At 74.7% G+C, this 18,017-nt stretch carries 16 protein-coding genes and 1 riboswitch; of the genes, 11 read left to right on the top strand and 5 right to left on the bottom strand.

The window, feature by feature from the left end:
- Window positions 1-10: 10 nt before the first annotated feature.
- Window positions 11-97: riboswitch (ZMP/ZTP riboswitch) on the bottom strand.
- A gap of 8 nt (window positions 98-105) precedes the next feature.
- A complete protein-coding gene (locus tag ACRAKH_RS15790; protein ID WP_380730012.1) occupies window positions 106-384 on the bottom strand; it encodes a hypothetical protein in 279 nt (92 codons plus the stop codon).
- Between the two features lie 187 nt (window positions 385-571).
- Between ACRAKH_RS15790 and ACRAKH_RS15785 the strand changes: the two genes are divergently transcribed.
- The 3 genes from ACRAKH_RS15785 to ACRAKH_RS15775 all read left to right on the top strand — a co-directional run bounded on the left by ACRAKH_RS15785 (window position 572) and on the right by ACRAKH_RS15775 (window position 4,058).
- Window positions 572-1,429 (top strand): hypothetical protein, encoded by an 858-nt coding sequence (locus tag ACRAKH_RS15785; RefSeq protein WP_380730010.1) that lies wholly within the window; start codon window positions 572-574, stop codon window positions 1,427-1,429.
- Window positions 1,426-2,085 (top strand): extensin family protein, encoded by a 660-nt coding sequence (locus ACRAKH_RS15780; RefSeq protein WP_380730007.1) that lies wholly within the window; start codon window positions 1,426-1,428, stop codon window positions 2,083-2,085. Before ACRAKH_RS15785 ends, ACRAKH_RS15780 begins: the two co-directional genes overlap by 4 nt.
- A 365-nt stretch (window positions 2,086-2,450) precedes the next feature.
- Complete coding sequence (locus tag ACRAKH_RS15775; protein ID WP_447009903.1) at window positions 2,451-4,058, top strand: acyl-CoA carboxylase subunit beta; 1,608 nt, start codon at window positions 2,451-2,453, stop codon at window positions 4,056-4,058.
- 78 nt (window positions 4,059-4,136) lie between these two features.
- On the opposite strand, the gene ACRAKH_RS15770 is transcribed toward ACRAKH_RS15775, so the two are convergent.
- A complete protein-coding gene (locus tag ACRAKH_RS15770; protein ID WP_380728997.1) occupies window positions 4,137-5,591 on the bottom strand; it encodes an MFS transporter in 1,455 nt (484 codons plus the stop codon).
- A 309-nt stretch (window positions 5,592-5,900) separates the two neighbouring features.
- Complete coding sequence (locus ACRAKH_RS15765) at window positions 5,901-6,989, bottom strand: VanZ family protein (protein ID WP_380728999.1); 1,089 nt, start codon at window positions 6,987-6,989, stop codon at window positions 5,901-5,903.
- 122 nt (window positions 6,990-7,111) lie between these two features.
- On the opposite strand from ACRAKH_RS15765, the gene ACRAKH_RS15760 reads away from it, so the two are divergent.
- Window positions 7,112-7,537, top strand: a complete 426-nt coding sequence (locus tag ACRAKH_RS15760; RefSeq protein ID WP_380729001.1) for a hypothetical protein — start codon at window positions 7,112-7,114, stop codon at window positions 7,535-7,537.
- Between the two features lie 108 nt (window positions 7,538-7,645).
- Window positions 7,646-8,485, top strand: coding sequence for an alpha/beta fold hydrolase (locus ACRAKH_RS15755; protein WP_380729003.1), 840 nt, complete (start codon window positions 7,646-7,648; stop codon window positions 8,483-8,485).
- Window positions 8,486-8,492: 7 nt separating this feature from the next.
- On the opposite strand, the gene ligD is transcribed toward ACRAKH_RS15755, so the two are convergent.
- A complete protein-coding gene (gene ligD / locus ACRAKH_RS15750) occupies window positions 8,493-9,479 on the bottom strand; it encodes a non-homologous end-joining DNA ligase (protein ID WP_380729005.1) in 987 nt (328 codons plus the stop codon).
- A 99-nt stretch (window positions 9,480-9,578) separates the two neighbouring features.
- The gene (locus tag ACRAKH_RS15745) at window positions 9,579-10,430 is read right to left on the bottom strand and encodes a helix-turn-helix domain-containing GNAT family N-acetyltransferase (protein ID WP_380729007.1); all 852 of its coding nucleotides are present in this window, start codon (window positions 10,428-10,430) and stop codon (window positions 9,579-9,581) included.
- 100 nt (window positions 10,431-10,530) lie between these two features.
- Between ACRAKH_RS15745 and ACRAKH_RS15740 the strand changes: the two genes are divergently transcribed.
- The 6 genes from ACRAKH_RS15740 (at window position 10,531) to ilvD (ending at window position 17,968) form a co-directional block, all read left to right on the top strand.
- A complete protein-coding gene (locus ACRAKH_RS15740) occupies window positions 10,531-11,892 on the top strand; it encodes an FAD-dependent oxidoreductase (RefSeq protein ID WP_447009902.1) in 1,362 nt (453 codons plus the stop codon).
- Window positions 11,879-13,141: an MFS transporter gene (locus ACRAKH_RS15735; RefSeq protein ID WP_380730039.1), complete on the top strand. Its 1,263-nt coding sequence runs from the start codon at window positions 11,879-11,881 to the stop codon at window positions 13,139-13,141. Before ACRAKH_RS15740 ends, ACRAKH_RS15735 begins: the two co-directional genes overlap by 14 nt.
- Before the next feature lie 32 nt (window positions 13,142-13,173).
- Complete coding sequence (locus ACRAKH_RS15730) at window positions 13,174-13,563, top strand: MmcQ/YjbR family DNA-binding protein (RefSeq protein ID WP_380730037.1); 390 nt, start codon at window positions 13,174-13,176, stop codon at window positions 13,561-13,563.
- Window positions 13,560-14,282 (top strand): spermidine synthase, encoded by a 723-nt coding sequence (locus ACRAKH_RS15725; RefSeq protein ID WP_380730035.1) that lies wholly within the window; start codon window positions 13,560-13,562, stop codon window positions 14,280-14,282. The genes ACRAKH_RS15730 and ACRAKH_RS15725 overlap by 4 nt, the downstream gene beginning before the upstream one ends.
- Window positions 14,283-14,366: 84 nt before the next feature.
- Window positions 14,367-16,223, top strand: coding sequence for a protein kinase domain-containing protein (locus ACRAKH_RS15720; RefSeq protein ID WP_447009901.1), 1,857 nt, complete (start codon window positions 14,367-14,369; stop codon window positions 16,221-16,223).
- 47 nt (window positions 16,224-16,270) lie between these two features.
- Complete coding sequence (ilvD, locus tag ACRAKH_RS15715) at window positions 16,271-17,968, top strand: dihydroxy-acid dehydratase (RefSeq protein ID WP_380723068.1); 1,698 nt, start codon at window positions 16,271-16,273, stop codon at window positions 17,966-17,968.
- Window positions 17,969-18,017: the final 49 nt, after the last annotated feature.

Raw genomic sequence — 18,017 nt, 5'->3', positions numbered from 1 at the left:
GGGGGCGCTGCCGTAGCACCCAGGCGCGCGGTGCGATTCGGCGAAACGCTCCCCGGTGGTCGTTCCCACCCTCGGCACGCCAGTCGCGAACACCCGGATCGTACCTCAGTCCTCCCGGCCCGCCGGGGTCTTGATGCGGTGGGCGATGGCCACGACGGCGAGCACGGCGGACATCGCCGGGTCGACCTCGCCCTCCGGCCCCCCGTCCCGCTCCGGGTGGACCTCGTCGCCGACGGGGTGGCCGGTGGCGGTCTTGACGGGCTCGTCGCCGAGCGCGTCCGCGGCCTCGATCCATCGCGCCCGCGGCGCCGCCGACCGCCTCGTGGAAGTCCTCGTGCCACAGCGCGCCGGTGACCGGGTCGGGTTTGGACGGCAGCTTGTCATCGGACTGCCGAACCTCGCGGCGTCCACCGCCATCGGGGCTCCACCCCATCCTCATCCGGTCCGAGGTTGACGGTTGGGCGGAACGGACCATTGCCGCAATGGTCGGCCGACCCAATACTTTGGGTTGGAAACCTTCCAACCGGCCCTGTGCCACGTCAGCACTTCCCCCTGCCTCGAAAGGACTGACGTGCTCGATCGGCGAACGTTCGTGCTGGGTGCCGCCGCTACCGCGGCGCTCGCCGGCGCACTACCGGCCCACGCGGCTCCCGCGTCGGGCGACACACCGGACACGGCAGACACCACCAACCACACCGCGGGCGTGTTCACCGCGCCCGACGGCGCCACCCTGCTCCTCACCCGCCAGGACGGCCACTGGGTGCTCCTCGACGAAGGCGGGTCCGTGCGGATCACGTCCGGGCTCGCGGGCGCCGACCTGGTCGACGTCACCGGCGACGGCACCCGCGCGATCGCGGTCGGCGCCCTCGCCGGCGACCCGGTCGCGGCCGTCTGGGAGTCCACCGACGCCGTCACCTGGCGCGAAGTGCGCCGCCTGCACGGCGTGCGGTCCGAGTTCACCGCGGTCGGCGACGGCCTCGCGCTCGGCTCCGTCGTGAAGCACGAACGCGCTTCGGTGGTCCGCATCGCCGCCCGGCGCACCCCGTCGGGCACGTGGACCACCGTCCCGCTGCGCGGCCTGGAGTGGACCGACGGGCTGACGGCCACCGCCGTCACCGCCACGACCGGCGGCTGGATCGCCGCCGCCGTCGACCTCTCCGGCACGGTCCTGCACACGTCGCCCGACGGCGTCACGTGGACCGCGCGCCCCCGGCTGGACGGTGTCGCGGTGCGCGGCCTCGCCCAGATCGGCGACCGCGTGCACTGGGTCGGCAACGAGGTGGTCGACGCCACCCCGCTCGCCGGCGTGCTCGACGCGGACCGGACCCGTCCGGCCGTGCCGGCGGACGCGAAGGCCCTGGGTGTCGCCGGCACCCGCACCGGCTGGCTCACCGGCGGCCGGCTGATCACCGCGGAGGCGACCCGATGATCACGTTCAGCCGGATCGACGGCACCCCCGTCTACTACTGGCGGTCGGGCCGCGGCAACACGACCCTGCGCAACTGGCAGGCCACCCAGGCGTTCTACGACAGCCTGGTGCTGTGGATCAGGGACCTGCGGTCGCTGTCGTCGGCGTACGGCAGCATCACCTACCTGGTGTCGGCGGGCTTCTACGTCAACAAGCCCGGCGAGCACGGCGCGGGCACGGCGATGGACCTCGACTACGTCCAGTGGAGCGGCGGCCAGGTGTCGTCCCCGCTGGACCAGCACCACGCGTCCGGCACCCTCGCCACCCGGCGGCGGTACCTGGCGGTCGACGCGGTCTGCCGGCGGCGGTTCCGGTACGTGCTGGACGGCTGGTACAACGCCGCCCACGCCGACCACATCCACTCCGACTTCGGCGGCCTGCCGGTCCGCTGCGTCACGGGTTCGGAGAGCGACGTCAAGTTCGTCCAGTCGTTGTGCAACAACTTCATGAGCTCCGGTCTGGTGGTGGACGGCATCTGGGGTCCGAAGACCCAGAGCGCGTTCACGACCGCCAAGTCGCGCCTCGGCGTGACGGGTGACCCGCACACCAGCAGCGCGGCCTGGCAGACGTTCCTGTCCGCGGCGGCGCGCCGGGGGTTCGCGAACCAGGCGTTCTGACGCGACCACCGCGACGGGCCCGGAGTCGGCGACGGCTCCGGGCCCGTCGTCGTCCCCCGGGCCGGTGACCGCCCGATCATCGGGATCACGTGACGAGCGCATTACCCGATGGTGGAGGGCGAGGACGGCATATCCCGTTGCAGTCGGGGGCATCCCGACCGGGACAGGTCCGTTGTGGAGCGTGGCGGCGACGACGTCGGCCACGCCGAGACGAGGGGATCACCGGAGATGTCGGAGAAGAAGGCGGTCCGCCCCGGCGCCAGACCCGCCCGGCCGCCGCTGGGCGCACGACGGGGTGACGTCGTGGAGCCCGTCCCCGGGCCGCGCGCCGGCGCACCCGGGCACCGCGGCCGGGTGGTGCGTGGATGAGCACGTCCGAAGTGGACCTGGCCCCGATCGGGTTGGTGCCGGAGCAGGGCGGCGCCGCGGCGGTCGAGCGGACCGGGCCGAGCATGGCGGAGCTGCGCGAGGAGCACGGCCGGCGGCGCTCGCGGATCGCCGCGGGGCGGCGGGAGGCGGTGGAGCGGCAGCACCGCCTGGGCAAGCGGACCGCGCGAGAGCGGCTGGACCTGTTGCTGGACGTCGGGTCGTTCGTCGAGGTCGACCTGTACCGGCGCGGCGCGGGGGGCGGGCCGCACACGGACGGCGTGGTGGCGGGCTCGGGCACCGTGGACGGCCGCCGCGTCTTCGTGTACGCGCAGGACTTCACCATCTCGGGCGGGTCGCTCGGCGCGCAGCACGCGGCGAAGATCCAGAAGGTGATGGACCTCGCGGTGGCCACCGGGTCCCCCATCGTCGCGCTGAACGACAGCGGCGGCGCCCGCATCCAGGAGGGTGTGCTGGCGCTGCACGGCTACGGCGGCATCTTCCGCCGCCAGGTGGCCGCGTCCGGCGTGATCCCGCAGATCGCGGTGGTGCTGGGCCCGTCGGCGGGCGGCGCGGCCTACTCCCCCGCGTTGGCCGACTTCACGTTCATGGTGCGCGACACCGCGCAGATGTACCTGACCGGGCCGGACATCGTGGCGCAGGTGACCGGCGAGCGGGTCAGCCACGCCGACCTCGGCGGCGCGGACGTGCACGGGTCGCGTTCCGGTGTGGCGTCGTTCGTCCACGACGACGAGGAGTCCTGCCTCGAAGGCGTGCGCGAGCTGCTGTCGTTGTTGCCGGACAACAACCTCGTGCCGCCGCCCGCGCTGCCCCCGTGCGGGGCGGAGACCGACTACCGGCCGCGGCTGGCGGAGATCGTGCCGGTGGAGCCGAACCGGCCCTACGACATCCGGTCCGTGCTCGCCGAGGTCGTGGACGACGGGGACTACCTCGAAGTGCACGAGCACTGGGCGCGGAACGTGGTGTGCGCGTTGGCGCGGATCGACGGCCACGTGGTCGGCGTGGTCGGCAACCAGCCGGTCGTGCTGGCGGGCGTGCTGGACATCAGCGCGTCGCAGAAGGCGGCCCGGTTCGTGCGGTTCTGCGACGCGTTCGGCATCCCGCTGGTGTCGCTGGTGGACGTGCCCGGTTTCCTGCCGGGCACGGAGCAGGAGCTGGGCGGCGCGATCCGGCACGGCGCGAAGCTGCTGTACGCGTACTGCGAGGCGACCGTGCCGCGGGTACAGGTGATCCTGCGCAAGGCGTACGGCGGCGCGTACATCGTGATGGACTCCCGCTCGGTCGGCACGGACCTGTCGCTGGCCTGGCCGACGAACGAGATCGCGGTGATGGGCCCGGAGGGCGCGGTGAACCTGTTGCACCGCCGGGAACTGGCCGCGTCGGACGACCCGGCGCGGTTGCGGGCGGCGCTGGTCGAGGACTACCGGTCGGAGCTGATGCACCCGTACCACGCGGCCGAGCACGGGCTGGTGGACGACGTGATCGACCCGGTGGAGACGCGTGCCGCGATCGCGCGCGGACTCGCCGTGCTGCGGGACAAGCGGGCCGAGCCGCCACGCCGCAAGCACGGCAACGCACCGCTGTGACCGCGCCCGTCCGACCACTGTGGACGAACGTCGGGCCGGTCACCCCACGCCCCCTGGTGGGGTGACCGGCCCGACGCGTCAGCTCACCGCCTGCGCGGCGGGATCGGCGGTCGGGGCCCCGGCCGCCTTCCGGCGCGCCAACCCGCTCGCCACGATCAGCACCGCGACCCCGGTCGCGATCACCGGCAGCAGGTACGCGTGGTGGAAGCCGGTGAGCATCGCGCCCTCGCCGGTGCCCGCCGCCGCGCTGAGCGACGCCGCCCCGGCCAGCCCGAGCGCGCCGCCGAACTGGAACGAGGTGTTCCAGACCCCGCCCGCGAGGCCCTGCTCCTCGTCCGCGACGCCTTCCACGGCGACGATCGTGAGCGGGCCGTAGACCAGCGTGAACGCCAGGCCGAGCAGCACCATGGTCGGGCACACGCCAGTCCAGTAGCCCGCGTCGGCGGGGATGCCGAGGAACAGCGCGTAGCCGACGACCGCGAGCAGCAGGCCGACGAGCATGACCTTGTGGTTGCCGAACCGGTCGACCAGCTTCGGCGTCACCGTCGGCGCGAGGATCGAGTCGATGCCGACGACGAGCAGCGCGACGCCCGTCTCCAGCGCCGTCCAGCCGCGCAGGTCCTGCAGGTACAGCACGGTGGTGAACTGGAACCCGACGAACGACCCGGCGAACAGGACGGTGGCGAGGTTCGCGCGCACGAGGTTCGCGCCGCGGAACAAGCCGAGCCGGACCAGCGGCGCGCTCGACCTCCGTTCCACGACCACGAACGCCACCAGCAGCGCGGCGCTGACCGCCGCCGTCACCGCGGTCTCCCCCACCGTAACCTCGGGCGCCATCACGATCGTGTAGACCGCGCCGACCGCGCCCAGGGTCACCGTGATCGCGCCGACCACGTCGTACTTCTGCCCGGGGACGCGCCGCGGCGGCTCGTCGCGCTCGATGAGCTTGACCGCCAGCACGAGGATGATCGCGGCGAGGATGACGGGCGCGAAGAACACCCACCGCCAGCCCAGGGCCGTCAGCAGGCCGCCGACGACCAGGCCCAGCGAGAACCCGCCCGCCGCCGTGCCCGCGTACCAGAGCAGCGCGCGGTTGCGCACGGGTCCTTCGGCGAAGCTGGTGGTGATCAGGGACAGGCCGGCGGGCGTCATGAAGGCGGCGGCGAGGCCGGTCACGGCGCGGGACGCGATGAGCATCCAGCCGTCGGTCGCCAGGCCGCCGAGGCCGGAGAACACGACGAACACGGCCAGCCAGAAGACGAACATGCGGCGGCGGCCGAGGAGGTCGGCGGCGCGCCCGCCCAGCAGCATGAAGCCGCCGTAGGTGAGCACGTAGGCGCTGACGACCCACTGGAGCTCGCCGGGCGCCATGCCGAGGTCGGCGCGGATCGCGGGGAGCGCGACGCCCAGCATCGAGACGTCGACGCCTTCGAGGAAGATCGAGCCGCACAGCACGAACAGCAGTGCGCGGGCACGGGCGCTCATGCGGGTGACGCCACCGTCGACGGGTGGGCTCTGCGGTGTCGTGGACACGTCAGCGGGCTTCCTTCCGGGGATTCGAGGGCGTGCCGGCAGCGCCGCGCGGGCGGTTTCCGTTGGGCACGTTGGGTTCCTCAAGTGTGTAAACGCATGATCAGCGACCACGCGCACACGCGGAAGAAGGCACTTCGAAGTCACCGGGTCACCGCGGAGTAACCGAGGACTCCCGGTGTCACCATCGGCACGCCGACGCGGTCCGGAACCGCTGGCGCACCGACACCGTCCTACACCGCGGGCGCACCGACACGGTCCTACACCGCCGGGCACTGACGCGGTCCTACGCCGTCGTCGGGCCGACGCGTCCTATGCCACCCTCGCGCCGACGCGTTCCTGTCGCGTGGCCGTGCGGGTGCCCGCCACCAGACCGACGACGCTGCGCCGATCACGGCGCGCCCGCGCGGCCAGCCCGACCACGACGGCCGCCACCGGCACGACACCGCCCCACCCCGCGGAGAACAGCAGCAGCACCGGCAGCCACCACACCGCGAACCGCACCACCACCGACCGCGCGGACGCCGCGTCGCCGGTGCGCGCGTCGACCGGGGCGATGTGGAACACCGCCTGCCCCGGCGTGGCGCGGTCGGCGCGCAGCAACGGCACGACGACCGTCGCCACCACCGGCGCCACGATCCCCAGCACGATCCCGAACCAGTCGGACCGCGCGAGGTCGGTGAGCCACGTCGTCCCGGTGCCCGCGCCGATCAGCGCGAGGACGACCCGGCAGCCGATCTGGGCCAGCGACAGGGTGAGCAGGTCGCCCGCGAACGCCAGGCCGCGGCGGAGCAGTCCGGGCGGCCCGGTGTCCGCGACGGGTTCGGGCACGGCCGCCGGCAGCGCGCGGCCGACCCGCCACGCGACCAGCCAGCCCACCACCGCGCCCGCCGTGTTCGTCATCAGGTCGTCCACGTCGGCCACCCGGTACGGGCACGGGTAGAGGCCGAACGCCGCCGTCCCCTGGGTGACCTCCACGGCGAGCGACACGAACAGCCCCAACGCCGTCGTCGCCGCCAGTCCACGGCGGAACCGGTAGCGCAGCAGGAAACCCAGCGGCACGAACAGCACCACGTTCAGCGCCACCTGGAGGAACGCCGGGCTGGTCGGCGAGAACCCGGCGGCGGCGATGTCGTCCAGCGACGCGAACGGCCGCGTCTGCCAGTAGTCGCGCGGCGACCGGTCCGGGCAGAACCCCTCGGTCACGGTCGGCAGCGGGAACAGCGTGAACGCGATCAGCCCGCACCCGTACAGCGCGCTGCCCGCCGCCACCGCCGCCGACCACCCGCGCAGCCGCCCGTACCGCCGGTACTGCCGGTGCACCCAGGGCAGCACCACGACCGGCAGCAGCAGCGCGAACAGCACCACCGTGATGATCGACTCGCTGAACCGCACCGACACGGCCGCCACGCTAAGCCGCGCTCCCCCGTCCCGCGCGCCGGTCACCTGACCGGGTGGCCGAACCGGCGTGGCACCCGGCGCCGAACCCCGTGGTGGAGCACTTCCGCGAAGGATGGGGATCGATGGACGACTCAGCCGCGTGTGCCGCCACCCGTTACGCCGACCAGCTGCGCGCGACCGTGGAACGCCTCGCCCTCGCCATCGGCAGGCGCCGGCCGCTGGTCCTGTGCGACGGCAACATCCACCTGCCCACCGGGCACGGCATCGCGGGGCTCGTGGTGAGCGCCCACGTCGGCGCGCGGGTGGACGCCGTGCTGCCGGCGTTGGCGTTGTCGGTCGACCGGTGGGCCTTCCTGGTGGACACCGCGGGCGTGGCCGTGCCCGTGCTGCCGCCGCGCGTGCGGCTGGTCGACGGCGGCCGCTACCTGCCGCTGCCGCCGAGCGTCACCGCGGACGGCCCCGTGACGTGGGTGCACGAACCCGTCGCCGCGCTGCCCCGGCTGACCACCGTGCTCGGCCTGCTGCGCCTGAGCGCGCCCCGGTGGTGACGGCCAACTCGGTACCCCGGCCGGCGGTGGCGGACGCCGACGGCGGCCACCGACACGACGCGCCAAAGCCGATTGTGGGAGGCGGCGCCCGGCTGCGATGATCCATTCGTGCCGGACCTCGTAGCGCGTGACGGAACCAGGCTCGCCTACCACGTGGTCGGGGACGGGCGGCCGGTGATCTGCCTGGCGGGCGGCCCGATGCTCGATTCCGCCTATCTCGGGGACCTGGGCGGCCTGTCGCGGCGCCGGCAGCTGGTGCTGGTCGACTACCGGGGCACCGGCAGCTCGCAGACGCCGCGCGACCTCACGTCGTGCCGCTGCGACCGCCTGACCGACGACGTGGAGGCGCTGCGGGACCACCTCGGCCTCGACCGGGTGGACCTGCTCGCGCACAGCGCGGGCGCGAACGTCGCCGCGGCGTACGCGACCCGCCGGCCGGAACGGGTGGGCAAGGTCGTCATGGTGACGCCGAGCGTGATCGGCGTCGGCATCACCCCCACCAGCGAGACGCGGCGCGAGGTCGTCCTGCGGCGGGAGGCCGAGCCGTGGTTCGGCCCGGCGCGGGAGGCGTTCGAGGCGGTGACGGCCGGACGCGCCACCCCCGAGGACTGGCTGGGCATCGCGCCGCTCACCTACGGCCGGTGGGACGGTGCGGCGCGCGCCCACCACTCGGACATGGAGCAGCGGCGACGCCCGCAGGTGGCCGCCGCGTTCGGCGCGGACGGCGCGTTCGACCCGGAGGCGACCAGGGCGGGCCTCGCCGCGTTCGACGGGCCGGTCCTGGTGCTCGCCGGCGCGGTCGACGTGAGCGCGCCGCCGGCCGTCGTGGCGGAGTTCGCCGCGCTGTGGCGGGACGCCACCCTGGTCACGCAGGAGGGCGCCGGGCACTTCCCGTGGCTGGACGACCCCGCCCGGTTCACCAAGGTCGTCGGCTCCTACCTGGGCTGACCGGCGGTCACCCGGGCGGTGGCATCCGCACGTCGCCGGGGTCCTTGTCGGGGCGCAGGCCGCGCCACGACGAGTGCCGCAACCGGCCGTCCGCGGTCCACGTGCGGTACTCGACCTCGCCGACCAGTTCCGGCCGCACCCAGTGCGCGCGGCGGGCGTGGTCGAGCGGCACGGGGCCCGCGAACGGCGACTTCGGCACGGCCAGCGGGCCCAGCCGGTCCTGGAGGTCGACCAGCGCCGCGTGCGTGAAGCCGGTGCCGACCTTGCCCACGTACCGCAGCCCGTCGTCGGTCAGCACGCCGAGCAGCAGCGACCCGACCGTGCCCGCGCGCCGCCCGTCGCCGGGGCGCCAGCCGCCGATCAGCACCTCCTGGGTGCGCACCAGCGGCACCTTCACCCACGCCGGCGACCGCCGACCCGGCTCGTACCGGGACGAGACGCGCTTGGCGACCACGCCCTCCAGCCCGTACTCCTCGGCGACCGCCAGCACGTCCCGGCCGTCGACGTCGCGGAACGAGGGCGGCACCCGCACCTCGGCCCGGCCGCCCAGCCCGAGGCCCGCGAGCTCGTGCCGCCGCGTCGAGTACGGCTCGCCGAGCAGCGAGCGGCCGTCGAGGTGCAGGAGGTCGAACACGTAGTACACGACGGGCACGCGGGCGATCAGGTCGGCGCCGGGGCGGGCGACGTGCATCCGGGACTGCAGCCGGCCGAAGTCGGGCTGCCTGCCCTCGCCCAGCGCGACGATCTCCCCGTCGAGCACGGCGTCGCGGTCGCCCAGGAGCGCGGTGAGCGCCCTGACCTCCGGGTAGGTGGCGGCGACCTCGAGGTCGTTGCGGGTCATCGCCCGCACCCGGCCGCCGCGCGCGTAGGTGATCGCGCGGACACCGTCCCACTTGAACTCGAACGCCCACCCGGTCCCGTCGGGCACGCCCCCGGACGAGGCCAGCACGGGCCGGATCAGCTCGGGGAAACCGGACTCGGCGCGCAACGGCATGCGACCGTCCCTTGTAGACGGACCTTCACGCCCAGTGTCACCCCGCCGGACCGCCGCCGCACGTCGGGCCGCCCCTCGATCGGGGGCATCCGCGGCCGGTCAGCAGGTCGGCGCCGACTCCGACCGGCTGCGGCGTTCGAGCATGACGGTGTCGCGCCACACGCCGTGGTGCCGCGCGATGCGCTCGCGGACGCCCACCGTGCGGAAGCCGGCCGAGTGGTGCAGGGCGATGCTGGCCCGGTTCTCCGGGAAGATCGCGGTCTGGAGCGTCCACAGGCCGCCCTCGTCGGCCGCCGTCACCTGCCGGTGGAGCAACGCCTTGCCGACGCCGCGGCCGCGGAACCCGTCGCCGACGTAGACGGAGGTCTCGGCGACGCCGGAGTAGCACTCGCGGTTGGACACGGGCGTGGCGGCGGCCCAGCCGGCCACCCGGCCGTCGATCTCGGCGACCCATCGGTGCTCGGGCAGCCACTTGGCCTCCAGCGTGCGGCGGCTGGGCGCCTCGGTCTCGAACGTGGCGTTGCGGGTGGCGATGCCCTCGGCGTAGACGCGGCGCACGTCGGCCCAGTCGTCCTCGCGCAGGGCGCGGACGGTGACGTCGGCGGGCAGGTCCGCGGGGCAGCACGGCCGGGTGACGATCGTGCCCATGACGGCGTCGGCGGCGTGCGGCAGGCCGGTGCAGCACGCCGGGTTGACCGACACGAGCGTCGCGGTGCCCTCCTTGCGCAGCCGGACGAACCCCACGTCGGCGAGCTTGCGCAGGTGGTGGGAGCACGTGGACTGGCTGATGCCGACGGCCTCGGTGAGCGCGCCGACGGTCATCTCGCCGGGGTGGGTGGCGACGGTGTGCAGCAGCCGCACCCTGGTCGGGTCGGCCAGGCAGGCGAACCACTCGGCGTAGGTGGTGGCGTCCTCGGGCGCGAGGCCGGGCACGGGGAGCGTCGTCGTCATGAGCCAAGAGTATCGACAAACACCGATGGTTGCCTCAATCGACCGGGTTCGATACATTCTCGCTCGTTAGATCGAGCTATGTCGATGAATGGGGTGTCCGATGGACGAGCCGGTGGTCGTGGTGGGCGCGGGTCCGGTCGGGTTGGCGGCGGCGGCGCACCTGCTGGAGCGCGGGATGACGCCGGTCGTGCTGGAAGCCGGCCCGCGGGCGGGGGCCGCGGTGGCGCGCTGGCGTCACGTCCGCCTGTTCTCGCGGTGGTCGGAGCTGGCCGACCCGGCCGCGCGCCGCCTGCTGGAGCGCACCGGGTGGCGGGCGCCCGACCCCGACGCCCACCCCACCGGCGAGGAGTGGGTCGCGCGGTACCTCGCGCCGCTGGCCGACGCTCTCGGCGACCACGTCCGCGTGAACGCGCGGGTGGTCGGCGTGGCCCGCCGCGGCCGTGACCGGGTCGTGGACGCGGGCCGCGACAGCGAGCCGCTGACCGTGCACGTCGAGGACGGCGGGCGGATCACCGCCCGCGCCGTGGTGGACGCGTCGGGCACGTGGGGCGGGCCGAACCCGCTGGGCGGCGACGGGCTGCCCGCGGTGGGCGAGCGGGCGGCGGCCGACCGGATCGGCTACCGCGTGCCGGACGTCGTCGGCGACGCCGGGCGGTACGCGGGCAAGCGGATCGTCGTGGCGGGCAGCGGGCACTCGGCGCTCACCGCCCTGGTCGCGCTGACCGGCCTCGCGGCCCGGCACCCCGGCACGCACGTGACGTGGCTGCTGCGCCGGGGCGCGGTGGGCGCGGTGTTCGGCGGCGGCGAGGCCGACCAGCTGCCGGCCCGCGGCGCGTTGGGGCTCCGGGCGCGGGAGGCCGTGCGGGCCGGGCACGTCGACGTGGTCACCGGGTTCCGCACGGCGGCCGTCGAGCGCGACGGCGACCGGCTGGTCCTGGTGTCGCAGGACGGGCGCCGCCTCGACCCGGTGGACGAGGTCGTCGCGCTGACCGGGTTCCGACCGGACCACTCGTGGCTGTCGGAGGTGCGGCTCGACCTGGACCCGGTGTTGCAGGCGCCGACCAGGCTCGCGCCGCTCATCGACCCGAACGCGCACTCCTGCGGCACCGTGTACCCGCACGGCGCGAACGAGCTCCGCCACCCGGAGCCCGGTGTCTACCTTGTGGGTATGAAGAGCTACGGCCGCGCGCCGACGTTCCTCGCCCTGACCGGCTACGAGCAGGTCCGCAGCGTCGTCGCCGAGATCGCGGGCGACCACGAGGCCGCGGCGAACGTCGAGCTGACGTTGCCGGAGACCGGGGTGTGCGGCGGGTCCGGCGTGTTCGACGTGGCCGAGCCGGGGACCGGCGCGTGCGGGGTGGCCGAGCCGGCCGCCGACGTGGCGGGGCCGGCGGACGCGGGCTGCTGCGGCGGCCCGCGGGTGGCGGAGCTGACGCTGACGGCCCCGGGTGCTCGGGGCTGAGGCGACCCGACCCGGCGTCATCGGGGGACGCCGGGTCCTGCTCGTCCTGTGCCTGACCCAGATCACCGGCTGGGGCGTGCTGGTCTACGGCTTCCCGGTGCTCACCCCGTCCGTCGTGGCCGGCACGGGCTGGTCGACCCCGGTGGTGGTCGGCGCGTTCTCGGTGTCGCAGCTGCTCGCCGCGGTCGGCGGGGTGCCCGTGGGCAGGCTGCTCGACCGGCACGGGCCGCGCCTGGTGATGACGGTCGGGTCGCTGCTGGCCGTGGCGTCCCTGGCGGTGGTCGCGTCGGCGCGAGCGCTCCCGTGGTTCTACGCGGGGTGGGTGCTCGCCGGCGTCGCCATGGCGGGTGTGCTCTACCAGCCGGCGTTCGCCGCCCTCACCCGCTGGCACGACGGCGAGCGCCGCGTGGCCGCGCTGACCGCCGTGACCCTGGCGGGCGGGCTCGCGAGCACGGTCTTCGCGCCGCTCACCGACGTGCTGGAGTCGCACCTCGGCTGGCGGGCCACGTACCTGGTGCTCGCCGGGGTGCTGGCGGTGCTGACCGTGCCCGCGCACCTGTTCGGGCTCCGGCTCCCCTGGCCCGAGGCCCCCGTCACGGCGGAGACGCGCCGACCGACCGCGATCGCCCGCAGCCGGCCGTTCGCGCTGCTCGTGGTCGCGCTGAGCCTGGCCGCGCTGGGCGTGTACGGGGTCATCGTCCCGCTCGTGCCGCTGTTCGCCGAACGGGGGCTTTCCACGACGGCCGCCGCGTGGGCGCTCGGGTTGGGCGGCGCCGGGCAGGTCGTCGGCCGCCTCGCCTACGGTCGCCTGGCCGCCCGGACCGACGTGCGGACCCGGACCGCGTTCGTCCTGCTCGGAGCCGCCGGCACCACCCTCCTCCTGGGACTCGTCCCCGGACCGGCGGCCCTGCTGATCGCCGTCGCCGTCCTGGCGGGGGCCTTCCGGGGGATCTTCACGCTCGTCCACGCCACCGCCGTCACCGACCGCTGGGGCACCGCCCACTACGGACGGCTCAGCGCGCTCGTCCACGCGCCGTTCGCCGTCACCGCCGCGATCGCGCCGTGGGCGGCGTCCGCGCTCGCCGGCGCCCTCGGCGGCTACCCGGCCGTCTTCACCGTCCTCGCCGCGCTGGGCGGTCTCGCGGCGGTCGTGTCGCTGAAGTCCGTGCCGCCGAAGCCGGGACCGCTCGGGTCCGGGCCGATCGGGTCCGGGCCGAGCGAGTCGGGGCGGCCGGGGCGTGCGACCTAGACTGCGGGGGTTCGGACATACCTGGGGGCGCGGTGGCTGTGCTGAGTGACGAGTTCTTCCGGATCGTGGACGCCCTGGCCGACGTCGAGCGCGCGGAGAGCGGGCAGTACACGACGTTCAGCGTGCGCGGCAAGCGGTTCGGCTACTACTGGCCGCGGACGCAGACCGTCGGGCTGAAGCAGACGCTGTCCGAGCAGCTGGCGCTGGTGTCGGAGCGGCCGGACGTCTTCGAGGAGCAGTTCACGGCGGGCGGCTTCGGCTGGGTCGTCGTGTACTTGGCGGGCATCGAGGCGGACGAGCTGTCGGAACTGGTCTTCGAGGCGTGGCGGCTGTCCGCGCCCGACGACCTGGTGGCACTGGCGCCCGACCCGGCGGCGCGGCCGCCCGCACGGCGGCAACCGACTCGGAGGCGATCCGGATGAACGCGCGTTTCCAGGAACTCGACTGGCGGCAGACCGCTCTGGGCGAACTCGTCCTGCGCCGTCGCTGGGACCCGGTCTTCGACCGCGAGGTCCACGAGATCAAGCTCAACGACGAGTTCCTGATGTCCAGCCTGTTCACCGTCGCCGAGGAGGAGATGGCGCGGCTGGCGCTCGCGGGCATGCCCGCGCCGCTGGACGTGGTCGTCGGCGGGCTCGGGCTCGGCTACACCGCGCGGACCGTGCTGGAGAACCCGAACGTGCGCTCGATGCGGGTCGTCGACGCGCTCGGCGAGGTCATCGAGTGGCACGAGCAGGGCCTCCTGCCCGGTGGCGCGGCGATGGCCGCCGACCCGCGCTGCACCCTCGTCCACGGCGACTTCTTCGCGCTCTCGCGGTCGGACGACGGGCTCGACCCCGGCACGCCCGGCCGGCGCTTCCACGCGATCATCGTCGACATCGACCACTCGCCGCGCCACCTGCTGCACCCCGGCAACGCCGACTTCTACGAGCCCGACGGCGCGCGCCGCCTCGCCGCCCGGCTGCACCCCGGCAGCGTGTTCGCCCTCTGGTCCAACGACCCGCCGGACGACGACTACACCGCCGTGCTCGCCGACCACTTCGACCGGGTCGACGCCGAGGTCGTCCGCTTCCCCAACCCGCTCCAGCAGCGCGACGCGACCGCCACCGTGTACCTGGCCCGCACGGCGCCCGACGCCTGATCCGCGCGCGCCCCGAGGGCCGTAGGGTTGTCCGCGCGGCGTGGACCGGTGGTCCGTGGTGCCGGGAAGGACGGGGTGCGGGTGATGGACGCGGGGCGTCTGGTGGCCGGGCGGTACCGGCTGCGCAGGCGCGTGGGAGCCGGTGCGATGGGCGTCGTGTGGCAGGCGGTCGACGAACGCCTGGACCGCGGCGTGGCGCTCAAGCAGCTCGTCGTGCCCGAGGGTTCCGACCCCGTCGAGGCGGTGCGCCGCGCGGCCCGCGAGGGGCGCATCGCGGCCCGGTTGCAGCACCCGAACGCGGTCACCGTGCACGACGTCGTCGAAGAGGACGGCCGGCCGGTGCTCGTCATGGAGTTCCTGGTCGCGCGGACCCTGGCCGAGCTGATCGCCGAGCAGGGCACCCTGCCGCCGGCGCGGGTGACGGCCATCGGCGCGCAGATCGCGGGCGCCCTGACCGCCGCGCACGCCGCCGGCATCGTGCACCGCGACGTCAAGCCCGGCAACATCCTGCTGACCGAGGACGGCACCGCGAAGATCACCGACTTCGGGATCGCCCGCGCGGTCGGCGACGTCACCGTCACCAGGACCGGTCTGCTCGCCGGCACGCCCGCGTTCCTGTCGCCCGAGGTCGCGCGCGGCGGCGAGCCGGGACCGGCGTCCGACGTCTTCGCCCTCGGCGGCACGCTCTACGCGGCGGTCGAGGGGCGGCCGCCGTTCGGCGACGGCGACAACGCCATCGCGCTGCTGCACGCCGTGGCCGCCGGGCGGTTCGCGCCGCCGACGCAGGCCGGTCCGCTGACCGACGTGCTGCTGGACATGCTGCGCACCGACCCCGCCACCCGGCCGACCATGGCGGAGGCCGCCCGACGACTGCGGACCGCGGCGGGCCTGACCCTGCCGTCGGACGGCCTGCCGGTCGCGGCCCAGCCGAACCAGACCCAGCCGAACCAGACCCCGCCGGGCGGAACTCCTGTCGGCGGGACTCCTCTGAGCGGGATTCCTGTCGGCGGAACGCCACCGGGCGGAACTCCCCCGGGTGGACATTCGTCGGGTGGAAATTCGCCGGGCGGGACTCCTCCGGGCGGAACTCCTTCGGGCGGCACCCCTCAGGGCGGAACTTCTGCGGCCGGAACTTCTGCGGCCGGGACTTCCCAGGGCGGGATTTCCGCGGCCGGAAGGCCGGGCGCCGACGCGTCGCCCGCGGACCCGCCCACCGTCGTGCACGCACCGGTGCAGGTGAGCGGGCGGCCCGGCGCCGCGCCGGCCCGGCCGACCCTGGTCCAGCCCCTCGGCTCGTTCGACGGCGCACCTGGCGGCGCGAGACCCGGCGGCACCCGGCTCGACCTGCACGCCGGCCCGCCGCCGCCCGCCCCCGCGCGCAACCCGCGCGTCGGCCTCATCACCGTGGGAGCCGCGGCCCTCGTCGGCCTGATCGCCCTGGTGGTGGCGCTGAGCGGCAACCGCGGCCCCGCCTCGACCACGACGGCGGGCGGCACGTCCACGACGCCGCCCGCCGCCCCTGCCCCGGCCACGGCCACCCCGCAACAGCTCGCGCAGGCCGTGGCGGACTACTACGCGCTGCTGCCCGACCGGCCCGCCCAGGCGTGGACGCGACTCGGCCCCGGCCTGCGCGCCCAGGGGCGCGAGCAGTACGAGAAGTCCTGGAAAGACGTGAAGGACCTGGTCGTCAGCTCGCCACCCACCGCGTCCGGCCCGGACACCGTCAACATCGGCATCGACTTCACCGGCGCCGAGAGCAGGCGGTACCGCGAGTCGCACCGGCTGCGGCTCGTCGTCCAGGACGGCACGCCGCTGATCGAGTCCGACGAAGTCGTGTCCTCCCAACGCCTGGGCAACGACGGCAAGGGCGACAAGGTCGACGACGAGGACGACAAGCGGGGCGGCGGCAAGCGCGGCGACGACGACGAAGGCGGCGGCTGACCGGGTTGGGCACCACGTCACCGGCGCGGTGGCGTTAGGTTCGCTCCATGAACGAGACCCCGGACATCAAACCGCGCAGCCGCGACGTCACCGACGGGCTGGAGCGCACCGCGGCCCGCGGCATGCTGCGGGCCGTCGGCATGGGTGACGACGACTGGGAGAAGCCCCAGATCGGTGTCGCCTCGTCGTGGAACGAGATCACGCCCTGCAACCTGTCGCTGGACCGGCTGGCGAAGGCGAGCAAGGACGGCGTGCACGCCGCCGGCGGCTACCCGCTGGAGTTCGGCACCATCTCCGTGTCCGACGGCATCTCGATGGGCCACGAGGGCATGCACTTCTCGCTCGTGTCGCGCGAGGTCATCGCGGACAGCGTGGAGACCGTCATGCAGGCCGAGCGGCTGGACGGGTCGGTGCTGCTCGCGGGCTGCGACAAGTCCCTGCCCGGCATGATGATGGCCGCCGCCCGGCTCGACCTGGCCAGCGTGTTCCTGTACGCGGGCTCGATCCTGCCCGGCCGGGTCACCCTGACCGACGGCAGCGAGCGCGAGGTGACGATCATCGACGCGTTCGAGGCGGTCGGCGCGTGCGCCCGCGGCCTGATGAGCCGCGAGGACGTCGACCTGATCGAACGCGCCATCTGCCCCGGTGAGGGCGCGTGCGGCGGCATGTACACGGCGAACACGATGGCGAGCGCGGCCGAGGCGCTCGGCATGTCGCTGCCCGGCAGCGCCGCGCCGCCGGCGACGGACCGGCGGCGGGACGGGTTCGCCCGCAAGTCCGGCCAGGCCGTGGTGGAGATGCTGCGCCGCGGCATCACGGCCCGGCAGATCATGACCCGCGAGGCGTTCGAGAACGCCATCGCCGTGGTGATGGCGTTCGGCGGCTCCACCAACGCCGTGCTGCACCTGCTCGCCATCGCGCACGAGGCCGAGGTGGAGCTGAGCCTCGACGACTTCACCCGGATCGGCGCGAAGGTGCCGCACCTGGCGGACGTGAAGCCGTTCGGCCGGCACGTGATGACCGACGTCGACCGCATCGGCGGCGTGCCCGTGGTGATGAAGGCGCTGCTGGACGCGGGCCTGCTGCACGGCGACTGCCTGACCGTCACCGGCCGCACGGTCGCCGAGAACCTGGCCGACATCGCGCCGCCCGACCCGGACGGCACGGTGCTGCGGGCGATGGACCAGCCGATCCACCGGACCGGCGGCATCACGATCCTGCGCGGCTCGCTGGCGCCCGACGGCGCGGTGGTGAAGTCCGCCGGGTTCGACTCCGACGTGTTCACCGGCACGGCGCGGGTGTTCGACCGCGAGCGCGCGGCGATGGACGCCCTGGAGAACGGCACCATCACCGCGGGCGACGTGGTCGTCATCCGCTACGAGGGCCCCAAGGGCGGGCCGGGCATGCGCGAGATGCTGGCCATCACGGCCGCCATCAAGGGCGCCGGGCTGGGCAAGGACGTGCTGCTGCTGACCGACGGCCGGTTCTCCGGCGGCACGACCGGGCTGTGCGTCGGCCACGTCGCGCCGGAGGCCGTGGACGGCGGGCCGATCGCGTTCGTGCGCGACGGCGACCGGATCACGCTGAACGTCGCGGCCGGCACGTTGGACCTCGACGTCGACCCGGCGGAACTCGCGTCCCGGCGCGAGGGCTGGCAGCCGTTGCCCGCCCGGTACCAGCGGGGCGTGCTGGCGAAGTACGCGAAGCTCGTCGGCTCGGCGTCCACCGGCGCGGTCTGCGGCTGACCGGACCGCGCGACGAGCGGGCGCTGCGACGACACGGCCGCGCGAGCGG

The organism is Saccharothrix hoggarensis (genome assembly GCF_052936025.1).
Note: the sequence above shows the minus strand (reverse complement) of the source record. Positions and strands in the feature narration are given on the sequence as shown.

Coding starts and splice junctions, on each gene's coding strand:
- ACRAKH_RS15775 (WP_447009903.1), top strand. CDS start 2,451: ATGAGCACGTCCGAAGTGGACCTGGCCCCGATCGGGTTGGTGCCGGAG.
- ACRAKH_RS15740 (WP_447009902.1), top strand. CDS start 10,531: ATGGACGAGCCGGTGGTCGTGGTGGGCGCGGGTCCGGTCGGGTTGGCG.
- ACRAKH_RS15760 (WP_380729001.1), top strand. CDS start 7,112: ATGGACGACTCAGCCGCGTGTGCCGCCACCCGTTACGCCGACCAGCTG.
- ACRAKH_RS15725 (WP_380730035.1), top strand. CDS start 13,560: ATGAACGCGCGTTTCCAGGAACTCGACTGGCGGCAGACCGCTCTGGGC.
- ACRAKH_RS15780 (WP_380730007.1), top strand. CDS start 1,426: ATGATCACGTTCAGCCGGATCGACGGCACCCCCGTCTACTACTGGCGG.
- ilvD (WP_380723068.1), top strand. CDS start 16,271: ATGAACGAGACCCCGGACATCAAACCGCGCAGCCGCGACGTCACCGAC.
- ACRAKH_RS15790 (WP_380730012.1), bottom strand. CDS start 384: ATGACAAGCTGCCGTCCAAACCCGACCCGGTCACCGGCGCGCTGTGGC.
- ligD (WP_380729005.1), bottom strand. CDS start 9,479: ATGCCGTTGCGCGCCGAGTCCGGTTTCCCCGAGCTGATCCGGCCCGTG.
- ACRAKH_RS15720 (WP_447009901.1), top strand. CDS start 14,367: ATGGACGCGGGGCGTCTGGTGGCCGGGCGGTACCGGCTGCGCAGGCGC.
- ACRAKH_RS15745 (WP_380729007.1), bottom strand. CDS start 10,430: ATGACGACGACGCTCCCCGTGCCCGGCCTCGCGCCCGAGGACGCCACC.